This is a genomic window from Pseudosulfitobacter pseudonitzschiae, from assembly GCF_900129395.1.
Classification (GTDB): Bacteria; Pseudomonadota; Alphaproteobacteria; order Rhodobacterales; family Rhodobacteraceae; genus Pseudosulfitobacter; species Pseudosulfitobacter pseudonitzschiae.
In genome coordinates this window covers 37,599-51,800 of the sequence record NZ_FQVP01000009.1, presented here as the reverse complement: position 1 = coordinate 51,800, position 14,202 = coordinate 37,599, and the positions used below count along the sequence as shown (strand labels likewise).

At 58.0% G+C, this 14,202-nt stretch carries 11 protein-coding genes and 2 pseudogenes; 7 read left to right on the top strand and 6 right to left on the bottom strand.

Annotation, left to right across the window (positions count from 1 at the left end; translation table 11 throughout):
• Window positions 1-878 precede the first annotated feature (878 nt).
• Window positions 879-1,109 (top strand): annotated as a pseudogene (locus BUC08_RS25300) (IS6 family transposase); the annotation flags it as partial.
• A pseudogene (locus tag BUC08_RS25295) lies at window positions 1,110-1,412 on the top strand (acyl-CoA dehydrogenase family protein); the annotation flags it as partial.
• A gap of 418 nt (window positions 1,413-1,830) precedes the next feature.
• On the opposite strand, the gene BUC08_RS20230 reads toward BUC08_RS25295, so the two are convergent.
• The 3 genes from BUC08_RS20230 to BUC08_RS20220 all read right to left on the bottom strand — a co-directional run bounded on the left by BUC08_RS20230 (window position 1,831) and on the right by BUC08_RS20220 (window position 3,887).
• Entirely contained in the window at window positions 1,831-2,382 is a 552-nt protein-coding gene (locus tag BUC08_RS20230) for a gamma carbonic anhydrase family protein (protein WP_037930251.1), read from the bottom strand.
• Between the two features lie 87 nt (window positions 2,383-2,469).
• The gene (locus BUC08_RS20225) at window positions 2,470-3,228 is read right to left on the bottom strand and encodes an enoyl-CoA hydratase-related protein (RefSeq protein WP_037930253.1); all 759 of its coding nucleotides are present in this window, start codon (window positions 3,226-3,228) and stop codon (window positions 2,470-2,472) included.
• Window positions 3,229-3,413: 185 nt separating this feature from the next.
• Window positions 3,414-3,887, bottom strand: a complete 474-nt coding sequence (locus BUC08_RS20220) for a MarR family winged helix-turn-helix transcriptional regulator (protein WP_037930255.1) — start codon at window positions 3,885-3,887, stop codon at window positions 3,414-3,416.
• Between the two features lie 473 nt (window positions 3,888-4,360).
• Between BUC08_RS20220 and BUC08_RS20215 the strand changes: the two genes are divergently transcribed.
• Both BUC08_RS20215 and BUC08_RS20210 read left to right on the top strand, forming a co-directional pair.
• Entirely contained in the window at window positions 4,361-4,612 is a 252-nt protein-coding gene (locus BUC08_RS20215; RefSeq protein WP_037930258.1) for a helix-turn-helix domain-containing protein, read from the top strand.
• The gene (locus BUC08_RS20210; protein ID WP_037930261.1) at window positions 4,612-5,946 is read left to right on the top strand and encodes a type II toxin-antitoxin system HipA family toxin; all 1,335 of its coding nucleotides are present in this window, start codon (window positions 4,612-4,614) and stop codon (window positions 5,944-5,946) included. The genes BUC08_RS20215 and BUC08_RS20210 overlap by 1 nt, the downstream gene beginning before the upstream one ends.
• A 418-nt stretch (window positions 5,947-6,364) precedes the next feature.
• On the opposite strand, the gene BUC08_RS20205 is transcribed toward BUC08_RS20210, so the two are convergent.
• Entirely contained in the window at window positions 6,365-6,655 is a 291-nt protein-coding gene (locus BUC08_RS20205) for a hypothetical protein (RefSeq protein ID WP_143186798.1), read from the bottom strand.
• A gap of 411 nt (window positions 6,656-7,066) precedes the next feature.
• Window positions 7,067-7,639 (bottom strand): TetR/AcrR family transcriptional regulator, encoded by a 573-nt coding sequence (locus BUC08_RS20195; RefSeq protein WP_051694636.1) that lies wholly within the window; start codon window positions 7,637-7,639, stop codon window positions 7,067-7,069.
• Between the two features lie 155 nt (window positions 7,640-7,794).
• Between BUC08_RS20195 and BUC08_RS20190 the strand changes: the two genes are divergently transcribed.
• Genes BUC08_RS20190 through BUC08_RS20180 form a run of 3 tightly spaced genes read left to right on the top strand, consistent with a single transcriptional unit; the run spans window position 7,795 to window position 11,583 of the window.
• Window positions 7,795-8,292 carry a (2Fe-2S)-binding protein gene (locus tag BUC08_RS20190; RefSeq protein WP_037930275.1) on the top strand — a complete coding sequence of 166 codons (498 nt, stop codon included), beginning with the start codon at window positions 7,795-7,797 and terminating at the stop codon, window positions 8,290-8,292.
• Entirely contained in the window at window positions 8,289-9,344 is a 1,056-nt protein-coding gene (locus BUC08_RS20185) for an FAD binding domain-containing protein (RefSeq protein ID WP_037930278.1), read from the top strand. Before BUC08_RS20190 ends, BUC08_RS20185 begins: the two co-directional genes overlap by 4 nt.
• The gene (locus BUC08_RS20180; RefSeq protein WP_037930281.1) at window positions 9,337-11,583 is read left to right on the top strand and encodes a xanthine dehydrogenase family protein molybdopterin-binding subunit; all 2,247 of its coding nucleotides are present in this window, start codon (window positions 9,337-9,339) and stop codon (window positions 11,581-11,583) included. Before BUC08_RS20185 ends, BUC08_RS20180 begins: the two co-directional genes overlap by 8 nt.
• Window positions 11,584-12,216: 633 nt before the next feature.
• Here BUC08_RS20180 and BUC08_RS20170 read toward each other — a convergent pair.
• Window positions 12,217-14,187 (bottom strand): TonB-dependent siderophore receptor, encoded by a 1,971-nt coding sequence (locus tag BUC08_RS20170; RefSeq protein WP_211254186.1) that lies wholly within the window; start codon window positions 14,185-14,187, stop codon window positions 12,217-12,219.
• Between the last annotated feature and the right edge of the window lie 15 nt (window positions 14,188-14,202).

The following is a 14,202-nucleotide window of genomic DNA, read 5'->3' as shown; positions in this document are numbered from 1 at the left end:
TCTGACCCGATTTCTGGACGAGGCGGTCCCAACCTGTGTTGATTGCTTTGATGCGTATGTCTTAATTCAACGCGATGTCACTCTGAGGAAAAATTGGCAATTGGCGGAGTCGTTGGTTTGCTGAGTTCTCTACATTGTCTCGGATGATCATTGCCCTGCTTGGTATCGCCATTCGCGGTTTTCCTTTCGGAGGCCGAAGGGTTTGATGCGCCCATTTTTCTAAGAATGAGACGCCTGTCTGACCAGCAGGGTAGTGGAGAACTAAATCCCATCGGTGGCGGATTTCGTTGCAGGAATACTTAACCTCCAACGGCAGTTCACGCGAGGGATGCGCTGCGCACCTTCAGCGCACATCTTGTCGTTGGAGGGTCCTGACGCGCGTGGCTCTGCAGGATATCTTTAGCCAAAAACTCTTTTTGGATGATGTCTTTCAGGAGGCAGAAACTACACCGTTGCGGCCTGCAGCGCCGATGGCGTGGTGTTCTCTCAACTGGTCCATACGGCTAGATTAAGAGAAGAATAAGATTGACGCCGGTGGAAGGAGAGCCGGAGTGTGGGTAAAAGCCGTCATCAATTTGTTGGAAATTTTGTGGAAGAAACATGTGGTTTCTGTCGAAATCGCCCATGGTGCTCAAACGATAGTGAAGTGTTTTTCAACACACTTTCAAAATGACCGATAATGCAAACTTATCGGACCTTTATGAGATCGGCAAGGCGAGGCGTTTTATGCCCTAATTTCTGGAAGAAAGCGCCGTCATGCGATAGGGTTCCAGCATGACATTTGCCCACGACCCCGTTCATCAGCGCCCTGAGACTATACCTCGGATGGGCTTTGTCATGTTGTTGACGCGCCCCGGCTGCACGAATAGCCCTCACTTATGATCAGCCAAGTTTCACAGCCTCGCCTGAAGGGCTTCCGTTTCCCTCGGTCCGTCATCTCCTATGCCGTCTGGGCGTACCATCGGTTTGCTCTGAGCCTGCGAGATGTCGAGGATCTGTTGTCCGAGCGGGGCGTGATCGTCTCATATGAAAGCATCCGGGCGTGGTGCCAGCGGTTTGGAACGCAGATAGCGGCCGAGATCCGTCACGATCGCCCGGTTGCTGCCGACAGCCGGGCTGAACTCTACGCCTCAGAATGCGTCACGCGCGAAGCTGCGCGGCGTTTCGACATGGGTTTGGTCGTGTCGACGGAGGCAGCCGCCGCAAAGATGCTTGCGACTGAAAGCGTCGGCCGCATCGCCGATCGGGCGGTTCAGATTCTCGGAGGTGCAGGGTATATGGCCGAATATCCCGTAGAGCGCATCTACAGGGATGTTCGCCTGCTGCGCATTTATGAGGGCACGACCCAGATCCAGCAGTTGATCATAGCTCGAAACCTGCTGCGCGATCACCAAGCGGGCACCCGGCTCTGATCAAGAATCGCCGCATTGGTTTCAACGCTTTGACGGATGACGTTGAACGCATCCCGCGTTTCCGAGATGCGGTCCAAGGTCGTCACGACATCTTTGCCTTTGTAGCTGAACCGGGCGTCCAGCACAGGAACGCGGGATGATCGCGCGCTTCTCAGCTTGGGGTGTCGATCTCTCTGATATCCCAAGGGTACTGCAACGGACCCAGTTTGAGAGGGTCGCAATGGTGCCGCCATCGACAGTTGTTGCCATCGCTGGAAAAATTGATCGACTGGTTTGGGCGCGCTCGCAGCTCAAACCGATCTGCAAAAGCTCTACCTGAAGGCAGGGAAGCACAGCTGGACCGGCCTGGAGGGCTGTGCCGTGGTGGTCATATGATCAAAGCTTCGTTGCTGTTTTTTTGGCCGTGATAGCTGTGCGGCTATTTTGCGCCAAAAATTTTGGCCAGCGCATTGGTCTGTTCGGGGCTCAGCCGATCCCGCCCTTCCGCATAGTTTCGTGCGTTCATCTCATAAAACTGCGCATTTTTTAGGTTCGCTGCACCGCAATCGCGTGTGCCAACCTGTTTTGCTGGTATCCCGGCAATGATCGCGTTTTCTGGAAACTCGGCATTTTCCGTGACGATGGAATGCCCCGCAACAATGGAATTCGCGCCGATCTTCGCGCCATCCATGATCGTTGCATTGATCCCGATAAGGCAGCGATCTCCGATTTCGCAGCCATGCAACGTGACGTGATGGGTAATGGAGCAATCCTCGCCCACGATTGTCGGCGTAGAATTTCCCACATGAATCATCACGAAATCCTGGATGTTGCTGCGTGCGCCGATCCGGATTTCATAGACCTCCGCGCGCGTGACCACGTTCGGCCATATCGACGCGCCCGGCCCGATATAGACCTTGCCGTACAACAGCGCGCTGTCGTGCACCATTGCCGGATCATCCAGCTCTACGTTCTGGCCAATGTGACCCATCTCTTACCTCCCTCGCGTGTTTCAATCAGACTGGCGTGTTGATCCGCCCATGCGTCAATTCATCCAAGACGCCGCAAGATGCGTTGACTATGTGAAGTCCGGCATCCGTTTCTGTTGCCTGGCAGCGATAACTTCCGCAAATTCAGGCGAATTTAACTGCTCGGCAAACAGGATAGATTCCTTTTCCATCTGCGCTGCCACTTGCTCTCGGCCTTGGCGGATTAAAGATTTCGATTTGAGCATGGAGTTTGGCGCTGCATTCGCCAACTGAGCGGCGACTTTTGCGGTTTCAGCCATGAGATCAGCGAACGGGATCAAACGTGAAACCAAACCGAAACGAACCGCTTCGTCTGAAGCAAGAACACGGTTTGCCAGAAGCATATCATTTGCCACCGCCATCCCGACAGTTGCCGGCAAAAGCAGTGAGGACGCGGCCTCAGGCACCAAGCCCAATTGCACGAAAGGCGTGCTGAACGTCGCGGTGTCTGAGGCAATGATCAGATCGCAATGCAGCAGCATCGTTACCCCGACGCCAATTGCAGGGCCATTAACGGCAGCGATCAACGGTTTGGGACAAGTCGAGATGGCAGCTAAAAAACGTGTGACAGGTGGGACTTCGTCACCGCGCGAGCCCATTGCAAAACCCTGCAAGTCATTGCCGGCTGTGAAATAGTCCTCGGCACCAGTGATGACAAACGCGCGGCTATCGTCGGACCGGGTATAAGTCTCCAATGCGTCTGCCATAGCAGCATACATATCTTGCGTGATTGCGTTGCGTTTTGCAGGACGTGAAATGGTCAACGTTGTGACCCGTTCAACGGTGTTAAGGGTGATGTTTTCGGCCATCTTGGCTCCTGTCTGTTTGAGGGGGAAAACTGTCATTCTCCGCTGGGCACCAGCTGCGGATCGGCGGAAAGCCGATCCCAGACGAGATCAGGACGGCGACCTTCGGCACGGCAGACGAATGAATGTCTGCTTCCAGTTCCCGTGCATCGCGGGTCGTTATGCCTATGGTTTTTGGGAGGGCTTTCTCAGTCATTTCCGGCGTCACCTTTTTTAATAGGCGATGAGCCGTTGATAATGTCATCTGCATTCGCCGCCAAATGGGTCAAAAACCGTTCGATGATGTCCTGTTCCGCAACTGAAAACGGCGCAAGAAGCGCTGTGTTGAACTGGCTTGTCTCACGCGCACCTTGTTCCAGCGCGTTTCGTCCCAATTGTTCGAGATATATATTGATGACACGGCCATCCTCTTTTGAAGGAGAACGTCGCACCAGACCCTTCGCGCACATCCGGTCCACGAGCCCCGTAAGGCTGGATTTGCCCATCGCAAGTGTAGTTGAGATTTTGCTGATGGGCTGACCGTCCGTTCGCGAAAGTATGAACAGCACAGCAAGCTGCGATGTCGTCAAACCTAATTGATCGCGTGTGCGGTGGTCGGCTGCTCGAAAGAGCGCAGAATGCGCGATCTGGAGTTTGTGGAAAATTCTGCGGTTTTTGGACATTTTTTCATTCGTATGTGAACTAAGTAATTCGTATGCGAACCAAATTGAGCGAACAACCCTAAACAGCGTTCAGAACGCTGTGACGTCACGGCATCCGACACGAACGCCCCGTTGATGATGTCCGGCGGTGCGCTTCTTCGGCAATTGCGCCTTTGGGGCGTATCAAATCTGTCATTCATTAGCTGTGTTCGGAAAACGAGGCTGCCAAACTTCGGCGCAACAAGATTCAGGAACTTTAAGAGACTACGCCGTGCAGTTCGTTTGAATCGTTCCGGGCCAATTTTTGTGCGCATCGGCACGCCGTCGGTTTGTCGATGTCCTGTTCATCAAGGCTTGCCCCGCTTAGCTGTCAAGTTCTCGACGCGTTATACGCTTCAGCGGGTATCTTGGGTTTATACGCCTTAGCGCATAAGCATAATCTATACGGTACAGAGTATATTGACAACTTATACGCCTTGGCGTATACTGGTTAGATGAGTGATTTAGCACGCACACCAAGACAGATTGGCTCTGTCATCCAACGGGCACGCAAAAAGCGAGGTTGGACACAGATGAAGCTTGCCGAGCGGGCAGGTCTGCGCCAGGCAACGATCTCGATGATAGAGAGCGGAGAAAAGCCCGCAAAGCTTGAATCCATCCTCGCTGTCCTTGCTGCACTCGACCTGGAACTCAGGATCGGACAGCGCTCCAAGGGTCATGGCAGTGACATCGAGGCGCTGTTCTGATGGGACGGCGTCCGACCTATGCGCCCCTGCGCGTCTATCTGAACAACCGCCGCGTCGGCACGCTGAACCGTGAGGCAAGTGGTGCCGTGGGGTTTTCGTACGAAGCGGACTGGCTCGACTGGGAGCATGCCCTGCCGGTCTCTTTGTCACTGCCGCTTCGGGAGACGCCCTATCGCGGTGAACCCGTTTCTGCGGTCTTCGAAAACCTGCTGCCTGACTCGGACAAGTTGCGCCGCCTCGTCGCTGAAAAGGTCGGCGCACGCGGGACTGACGCTTATAGTATGCTGACCAAGATCGGCCATGACTGTGTGGGGGCGCTCCAGTTCATCGCCGGAGACGACGAAACCCCCAATGCGACCGGCAAGATCGAAGGAGAAGCTGTCGATGCGGTGGGTGTCGAAAAAATGCTGAAAGGGTTGGGACAAGCGCCACTTGGCCTGGCCCGCGACGACGCCTTCAGGATTTCTGTTGCCGGGGCGCAAGAAAAAACTGCCCTGCTTTGGCACGACGGTCGGTGGATCAAACCCCACGGCACGACGCCGACAACCCATCTGATCAAGACTCAGATCGGTAAGCTGCCCGGTGGCATCGATCTCTCGGACAGTGTCGAGAACGAGTACTATTGCCTGAAGCTCACCGCAGCGTTTGGTCTGCCTGTGAATACCGCGACCATCGAAACCTTCGGTGAGACCAAGGCTTTGGTCATAGAGCGGTTTGATCGCCGTTGGACGAAAGACGGGCGATTGCTGCGCCTGCCGCAGGAGGATTGCTGCCAAGCACTCTCTGTGCCGCCGACGCTCAAATACCAGAACGAGGGTGGCCCCGGCATGATTGATGTTCTGGGCTTGCTCAGGGGCAGCGATACACCGATCAAGGATCAAGACACCTTCCTTAAAGCGCAACTTGTGTTCTGGCTGATGGGCGCGACGGACGCCCATGCCAAAAACTTCAGCGTTTTTCTAAGCCCGGGCGGCAGCTATCGCATGACCCCGCTTTATGACATCGTGACAGCGCAAGGTGCACTGGATGCCCGCCAAATTGAACGCAAGCAAATGAGAATGGCGATGTCGGTCGGAAACAGCCGACATTACCGTTTTGATAAGGTTCACGGGCGACATTTTGTACAGACGGCCATGCGCGCCGGTCTCTCAAAAAAGCGAACCATGGGCATCATCGAGGACATCGCAGCCAGAGCACCCGAAGCCCTTGATGCTGCCGCCAACGTCCTGCCGAAAACCTTTCCCCAGGCCATTGTCGATACTGTCGGTAAAGCGATCATGGAGCGGGTTGGTGGCCTCAAGCGGCATTGCCTACTTAAGGGCAATGACCTGTGATCGCCCCTGGGGGGACTTTCTCAGGCGGTCAACGCGAGTGCATACTGTGGACGTCACTCCGTCGCTGACCACATTCTTATGGTTCCAGTCGAACTGATAGGCCTCGCTTAGGTCGAAGGTCGGCGGAAGCTACGCGGCAGTCGACGACCGGACCACCTTGCGCACAGTGTTCCGCGATTGTTTCGGAAGTGTCGTCCGCGCGAGTTTACAGGGTCATCTTTGGATGCCGATGGTCCTGCAGATACAGTCCGAAGTGCGATAAAGCCAAACACCGCAAGCCGCCGGGATTTCCCGGTGCTCTCAGCGGATCGCACCGCCGCTCGTTGTCTGTGGCGACGACGGCGGTGTGACCAGCGTCACCACTATTTTTGCAGCCGCACCGGATTTGGCTGTGGGCAGTCTCTGATGGGGCGCAGCCCTAGCTGCAATTCGCCCGGGTGACTTCGCCGCTTTCTGCATCCATGATGACGGTGGCGCGAAAAGGGATAAGCTCCATGGTCATTGGCTGACCTTCGTTCGCACGGCGCACGGTGGTGGCGCCTGTGAGGTCCATAATCTGCCGGTCGGAGGGATTGACCAGACCGATGAGCCTTTCGGTGTGGTCAGGATCACACATGCCTTGCCCTGTGGCGATTTTCTCTGACATGCAGCCTGCGAGGAGACCGGTGGTGCAGATCGCCAGGATGGATGTTCTCAGATTGGATTTCATAGATTTATTCCATCGGTTTCGTTTCTGGGCAATGTTACCGCCCGTGCAGTCAGACGGTTTCTGTCTTGCACCGTATCTGCAGTTCAGAGCTTAGGGCGGTGCGTTGCTGTTTCACCTTCTGCGTGAACTCTATGAGCGCATCAAGTCACCAAATTTACCCACCTGAGCTGCAGCGAATGCGCCAGCGTGAATGGAAAAGTGACGGTGAATATCGCGTTCCTCAACCGTCTTATCAATCGCATCCACTGAGGTGTTTCCTGAGAACTGGACAATGGCATAAGCTTGGATTTGCTGTCTGCTGATCTTCACCACGAAAGAGATCGAAGCGGAAGAAGCACGCCCCTGAGTTCAAGGCGCAGAAGCTTTTGAAAATGCCTTTATTTTAGTCTGGTTCCGGGTGCGACCAACTGGTCATTTTTTCAACCCGTCGACGAAGATATCAAGAATACGCAGAACATTTTCGCGCCAGTCAGGACCGGGCTGTCGCGCATAGCAGATGGCATAGAGGGTTTGCATGAGGTCTTCGGCGCTGACTCCTTCTCGGATTTCTCCGATACTGCGGCCCTTGTCCAGAAGCCTGTCAACTGCGGCGCGCAGAAGGCTGGAGCGTTCAGTATAGCCCTGTTTAAGGTCCTCTGTCACGACGAGGCTCATCGCGCCCAGCATGCCGCGCTTTGTCTCCACCAGGTCGACATTTGCGTGCAGCCAGCTGCGGATGGCCTCAAGGGGGTCATCCCTTTCAACCAGGTCTTCGGCGGTGACAATGAGTTGGTCCAATTCGCGGCTGAAGACCGCCATGAACAGTTCTTCACGGGTGGGAAAGTGCCGGTACAGCGTACCGATGCCAACGCCAGCGCGCCGTGCGACGGCGTCCAGACTCGCATTTGGTCCGCCGCGGCCCAGGATTTCCTTGGCCGCTTCGAGCAGCAGCTCGCGGTTCTTTTGTGCGTCGGCGCGCGGCTTTCGTTTGCGGACTTCTGCCAAAATCTGCCTTTCATCTTGAAAACGGAGGATGCCTCCGTATATTGTGTTTCAGAAGACGGCACCGCGCCGTTTGATTCCTTATACCGGACCTCGCCAGCGAGTGACCACACCCGGAAAAATAGCATAACTAGAAATTAGCATAACAGGGAGGACGTATGTCACTCTTCATCAGCCTGACCCTCAACGGGGAGGCGCGTGAGGTCTCCATTGATGACCCGCGCGTGACACTGCTTGATCTGCTTCGCGAACGTCTGGCGCTGCCCGGGACCAAGAAAGGCTGCGACCGTGGCCAGTGTGGTGCCTGCACGGTGCTGGTGAACGGGCGACGTGCGAACGCATGCCTGATGCTTGCGGCGGGCCTTGATGGTGCGGAGATCACCACAATTGAAGGGCTGGCAAGGGGCGAGGATCTGCACCCGGTGCAGGCCGCCTTTATCGAACATGACGGGTTCCAGTGCGGTTATTGCACGCCGGGCCAGATCATGAGCGCCGTCGGGCTGATCGCCGAAGGGGATGCCGGGAGTGATCCGGAGCGCATCCGCGAGGGCATGAGCGGTAATATCTGCCGCTGCGGGGCCTATCACGGGATCACCCTTGCCGTGCAGGAAGCGAGCCGCCGGATGGCTGCCAAGGACGAGGGGGGCGCGGCATGAAGCAGTTTGACTATGTGCAGCCAAAAACCATGGATGAGGCGCTGGCGAGTTGGGAGCCGGGTGCGTCATGGCTTGGCGGGGGGACCAATCTGGTTGACCTGATGAAGCTGGGCGTGGCCCAGCCGCAGCGGGTGATCGACCTGACCCGGATTTCCGACCTGGGCGAGATCACCTTTCAACAGAATGGATCGGTGCGGATCGGGGCGATGGTCAGCAACGCTGACCTGGCCCGCCACGCGGGCTTCGCCCAACATTTTCCGATGGTGGCCGAGGCGCTGCTTTCGGGGGCCTCGGGGCAGCTTCGCAATATGGCGACTGTCGCGGGCAACCTGATGCAGCGTACCCGTTGTGCTTATTTTCAGGAGGAAACGGCTGCCTGTAACCGGCGCACTCCCGGTGCGGGATGTGATGCGCGCGACAGTGATGAAGAGGCACGCGCGCTGCTGGGGGCGAGCCCGGCTTGTGTAGCGACGAACCCGTCGGACTTCTGCGTGCCGCTCGCGGCGCTGGAAGCGCAGGTCGAGGTGCGTGGCGTGAATGGAACGCGCCAGATCCCCATTGCAGAGTTTCACCTGCTTCCGGGCGACCATCCGGAGCGGGAGACGGCGCTGGAGCAGGGCGAGTTGATTGTCGCCCTGCACCTGTCCGCCGAGGCGGCCAGGTTTGCCAGACATGCACGGTATCTGAAGGTGCGCGACCGCACGTCCTTTGCCTTTGCCACCACCGCTGCCGCCGCCGCGTTGCAGATGGAGGATGGTATTATCGTGGAGGGACGACTGGCGCTTGGCGCGGTGGCGGCCAGGCCGTGGCGGGTTGCCGAGGCCGAGGCGCTGCTGGTCGGGCAGGCCCCGGATGCGGCGCTGTTTGCGCGCGTCGCCGAGGCGGCGATGGCGGGGGCAGAGGCCCCGGTGCATCTGGAATGGAAGATCGACCTTGCCCGCCGCACTGCTGCGCGCGCACTTGCCATGGCTGCGGCCGGCACGCCGGCACGGCTGCCGGCGCTGCCCGCATCCCCCTTTGGCCAACAGAACGGAGACCTCGCCCATGTCTGACACGCTTTCACCGGAAATCCGTTTCGGTTCCAACTCGGGTCAGCCTGCCACACGGCGGGATGGTCTTGCCAAGGTCACCGGCGTGGCAACCTTTGCTGCCGACAACACGCCCGAGGGGTTGCTTCATGCGGTCTACGCACCGGCAAAGATCGCGCGTGGCCGGGTCAGCCATCTTGACGTTGCAGCAGCAGAGGCGCACCCCGGTGTGACCCATGTCATCACGCCGCAAAACCGGCCCGAGTTGCAGGGCGACCCCTCGGGCAAGCCTACGATGTTCTCCTTCCGCACGGAAGTTTTGCAGGACGACACAGTGCGTTATGCCGGACAGCCGATTGCACTGGTGCTGGGCGAGACTTTGGAAGCCGCCACCGAGGGCGCGCGCCTGCTGGCACCGCAGTACGAGGTCGATCCGGTGCGTGTGGCGCTGGATGACAACACAGCCAGGGGCTTTGATCCGGGCGGCTTTGGGCTGCCGGGCGGGGCAAGCCACGGCGATGTCGAGGCGGGGCACGCGGTTGCCGCACGCAGCATCGACGTTAGCTATGAGACAGCGGCGCAGTATCACAATGCAATGGAAACCCATGCGATCGTGGCGCAATGGGACGGGGACCGGCTGATGCTGGATATGCCCAGCCAGGCGCTGAAAGTCTCTTGTGCGGGCTTTGCCTATTTCTTTGGAATCCCGCCGGAGAATGTGACGCTGCGCAGCCCCTACATTGGCGGCGGGTTCGGATCAAAGGCGATTCCGACCGGGCCGCAGGTGCTGGCGATCCTCGCCGCGCGGATGACGCAGCGGCCGGTCAAGCTGATGTTCACCCGACAGCAGATGTTCGGGCCTGCCGGTCACCGTGGTGCCACGCGCCAGCGGCTTCGGTTGGGCGTGGACGAGAACGCCGCATTGACGGTGATCGACCACGAAGGGTTGGCGGAAACATCCACCTTTGATGATTTCGTGGAACCGGCGGCCAATGCGTCGCACGATCTTTATGCGGCCGGTGCCTTGCGGGCCAGCCACCGGCTGGTGCGGCTTGATGTCGGTACGCCCGGACCCATGCGTGCACCGGGCGAGGCCTCAGGGTCCGCTGCCTTGGAATGCGCAATGGACGAGATGGCTGAAGCGGCGGGGATGGACCCGCTTGAATTCCGCCTTCACAACTACGCCGAGACCCAACCCGGCACCGGGCGTCCCTATTCTTCCAAGGCGTTGCGGGAGTGTTACGCAGAAGGTGCGGCACGATTTGGCTGGGAGGGGCGGCCGCTGGAACCCCGGCAAATGCGGGACGCTGATGGATTGATGACGGGCTGGGGCATGGGAACGGCGTTGTTTCCCTGCCCGATGTTTGCTGCCGAAGCGCGGGCGACGCTGCGTCCGGATGGGACGGCTTTGTTCGAGACCTCTGCAGTTGATATGGGGCAGGGGGCCTGGACCGTGCTGGCCCAGATTGCTGCGGACAGCCTTGGCCTGACGCTGGATCAGGTCGAGTTCCGCGCCGGACATTCGGCATTGCCGGACGGCGGTGTTGCGGGTGGGTCTGCACATACCGCCACGGCGGGCGGTGCGCTGCACGCTGCGGGTGGGGATGTCTTGCGTCAGCTTGGCGAACTTGCCACTGCCGATCCGCAGTCGCCCCTTTATGGCGCGGGCAATTCAAGCCTTGTGGCGCGGCACGGGTGGTTGTTGTTGGAAGAGGACGAGAGCCGCCGGGAACGCTTTGCCGATATTCTGGCACGTGCCGGAAAGACCGAGATGATCGGAACCGGCCACGGCGGGCGCGCGCCAGAGGCCGCCGGACGCCATGCGATGAACTCCCACGGCGCAGTGTTCGCCGAGGTGAAGGTGGACCCGGATCTGCGCCAGGTACGGGTGACCCGGCTGGTGGGGGCCTTTGCCGCCGGGCGGATCATCAACCCACGGCTGACCGAAAGCCAGCTTATGGGCGGAATGATCTGGGGCACGTCTTTTGCCCTGCATGAGGCCGCCCGGCACGACCGGCGCAGCGGGCGCATCGTGAACGCCGATTTCGCGGGCTATCATGTGCCGGTGAACGCGGATGTGAGCGGGCTTGAGGTGATCACGGTGCACGAAGACGATCCTTACGTGAACGCGTTGGGGATCAAGGGTGTGGGCGAGATCGGCATCGTCGGGACGGTCGGGGCCATTGGCAACGCGATCTGGCATGCAACCGGCAAACGCGTGCGCCATTTCCCAATCCGGATCGCTGATTTGCTCGCGCCCTGAACGCCTGCGCTATCGACAAGGTCCGCGCGGAAACGGATGGTTTGAACCGGATGGACAATGCACTTCAGAAGTTCGGTTCGACATTCATATGCTGGTCTTTTTGGTCAACCACGTTATACTTGTTCAAAAAGCTGAATTCTTTTTCCATTAGATAGGTTTAGGCATTTTCGGAACTTGTCGGCGCGTGAAATTTGGCTTTTTGAGCCCCCCGAAATTCGGACACTGATACTATGACCAGTTCTTCTTCGCTCGAATCGCGATAACAACCTCATCCAGATCCCGTATTTCGTTAGGGCGAGAAGGATCGCGCGGGACGCAATTGGCGAAATGCATACCAAAGCGATTGACCTACAACCAGATTGCTTCTCGGTTGGCAACTACACCGCGCTTTGTCAGCAGGCTTTCGACGTCGGTCGTGATCATAGTGAAGCGATAATAGGTCCTGGCAGCATACGCGATGTTTTCGCGAGAGAAACCCAAGCCTTTCAGGCGTGTGATATTTTGGAGATTTTTATGATGTTGGGATAGCTTGATCATGCAAGTCGAACAACTTGGCAATACCGGCGCAAACCATCGACGTTCCATTGCGACAGCGGGCGGCCCCTGTCAGGTATCCGCCCGCATCTTCAGGATTTACCAGCTGTGGTTCAGCTTGGCCTGAATTTCGCGGCCCGGGCTGTAGAAATCGGCGTAAAATCCGCCAAAAGCTACGTGTTTCTCATTCAGCAGGTTTTTTACGTTGACCGAAACCGATGTCTGCTCGGTCAACTGGTACTTTGCGGCGGCGTCCACGACAAAGAAGCTTCCGGAATGGCCTGCCGTGTTGGCATCATCGAAAAAATATCCGTCGCTGAACCGTCCACCCAGGCCGACAGTCAGATCGCCACGCCCGAGGCTTTCCCAGGTGTGGTTAACCCAGATCGAGGCTATATGGTTTGGCACGCGCGCAGGCATGTTGCCGACGTTGCCATTGGTGCCGTTCTCGACAATTTCGGGGTTCAGATAGCTGTAGGCGGCGACAATCTCGAACGCGCCCAATTCAGCCTTGGCCTCTAAGTCTAGCCCGCGCACCCGCACCTCGCCGATGGGTTCCGGCTGGTTGGTGATCGGGTTGGTGCGGGTGATATTGGTTTTCGACAGGTCATAGATCGACGCCGAGAACAGCGCATTCGTGCCCTCGGGTCGCCATTTCGCGCCCAACTCGAACTGTTCGCCGGTTTCGGGCACCACGCCCAGACCGGCCGGTATTGCCGACTGCGCATAGCTGCCGAACAGAGACAAGTTTGGGTTCAACTTGTAGGTCAGGCCGAAGCGGCCTGTTGTTTCGCTAATGTCACCCTGTTCGATGGTGCTGGCCATGTTGTTGGTCTGTGTCACGTCGATCCAGTCGTGCCGCAGGCCGAACGACGCAATGACGCGGTCTTGCCAATCCAGATCTTGTTGCAGGAAGATCGCTGTGCCATCCGTTTTGGTTTCTGTGTCGGCGATTTGCGGAACACTGACGGGCCGACCGGTGTAGACCGGGTTGTTCACATCCATCGAGGGGGCAGGTCCAAAAAACCGCATGTTCGTCTCATCCGAGCTGGACAGTTCGACGCCGACCAATGTGGTGCTGACCGCTCCGCCGATCTGGGTGCTGTAGGTCAGATGCGCATCGGCGATAAAGTTTTCGCCGGTGCTTTCGCTGGCAAAGAATGCGCGGTTGACCGTAGTGCCGCTGGACCCCGAGACATAGGCATAGCCAAAATCGCTATAAGCATCGCTATACCGCAGGGTGCTGCCAAAGCTGAAACCGTTGCCTAAATCATGTGTGGCCTTGATCGTGGCGGTGGTGCGGTCGGTGGTGCGATAGTTGTAATCCGGCTCGCCAAAAAAGGTGTCGCTGCGGTCAAAGTCATACCCCGCAGGAAAGCCGCCGCTGCCCGGCACATCGTCGCGATTGAGGTCGTCCAGGATAAAGGTCAGCTCGGTTCGGTCTGTCGGGCGCCAGCTGATTCCGAACATGGCAAAGGTTTCGTCGTTCTGCGAATGTGGGTATTCTCGTTCGCCGTCACGGACAAGGCCGGTAAAGCGGTAGGACAACGTGCCTTCGGGGTTCAGGGTGTCCCCGAAATCCACTCCCACTTCTGCGGTTCCGAACGAGCCGACAGAGGTATAGGCATTGCCGAACCGTTCACCGCGCGGTGTCTTGGTGACATAGTTCACCGATCCGCCAGGGTCCGAGACCCCGAAGGTGGCCGAATTCGCGCCTTTGAACACTTCGATCCGCTCAAATGCAAACGGCTCTTCACGAATGCCACCAAAGTTCGCGCCCAGTTGCAGGCCGTCACGATAGGTATAGGCCTCGAAACCTCGGATCGAGAAATAGTCGAAGCGGTCGTCCGCGCCATAGCTGTCCGTGACCGCACCTGCAGTATAGTTCAGAACCTCTTCGATCGACGTGGCATTGCGCTGTTCGATTTCCTTGCTGGTGATCACCGACACCGATGCGGGAATGTTCAGTACGTCTCCCTTGATCTTGCCACCCCTGCTCAACTCGCTTGCCACGACCGTTTCGTTGTCGTCGCCGCCCGTGGTTTCCAGAACCAGGTCAGGCAATTGCACGGTTTCCTGAGCCAG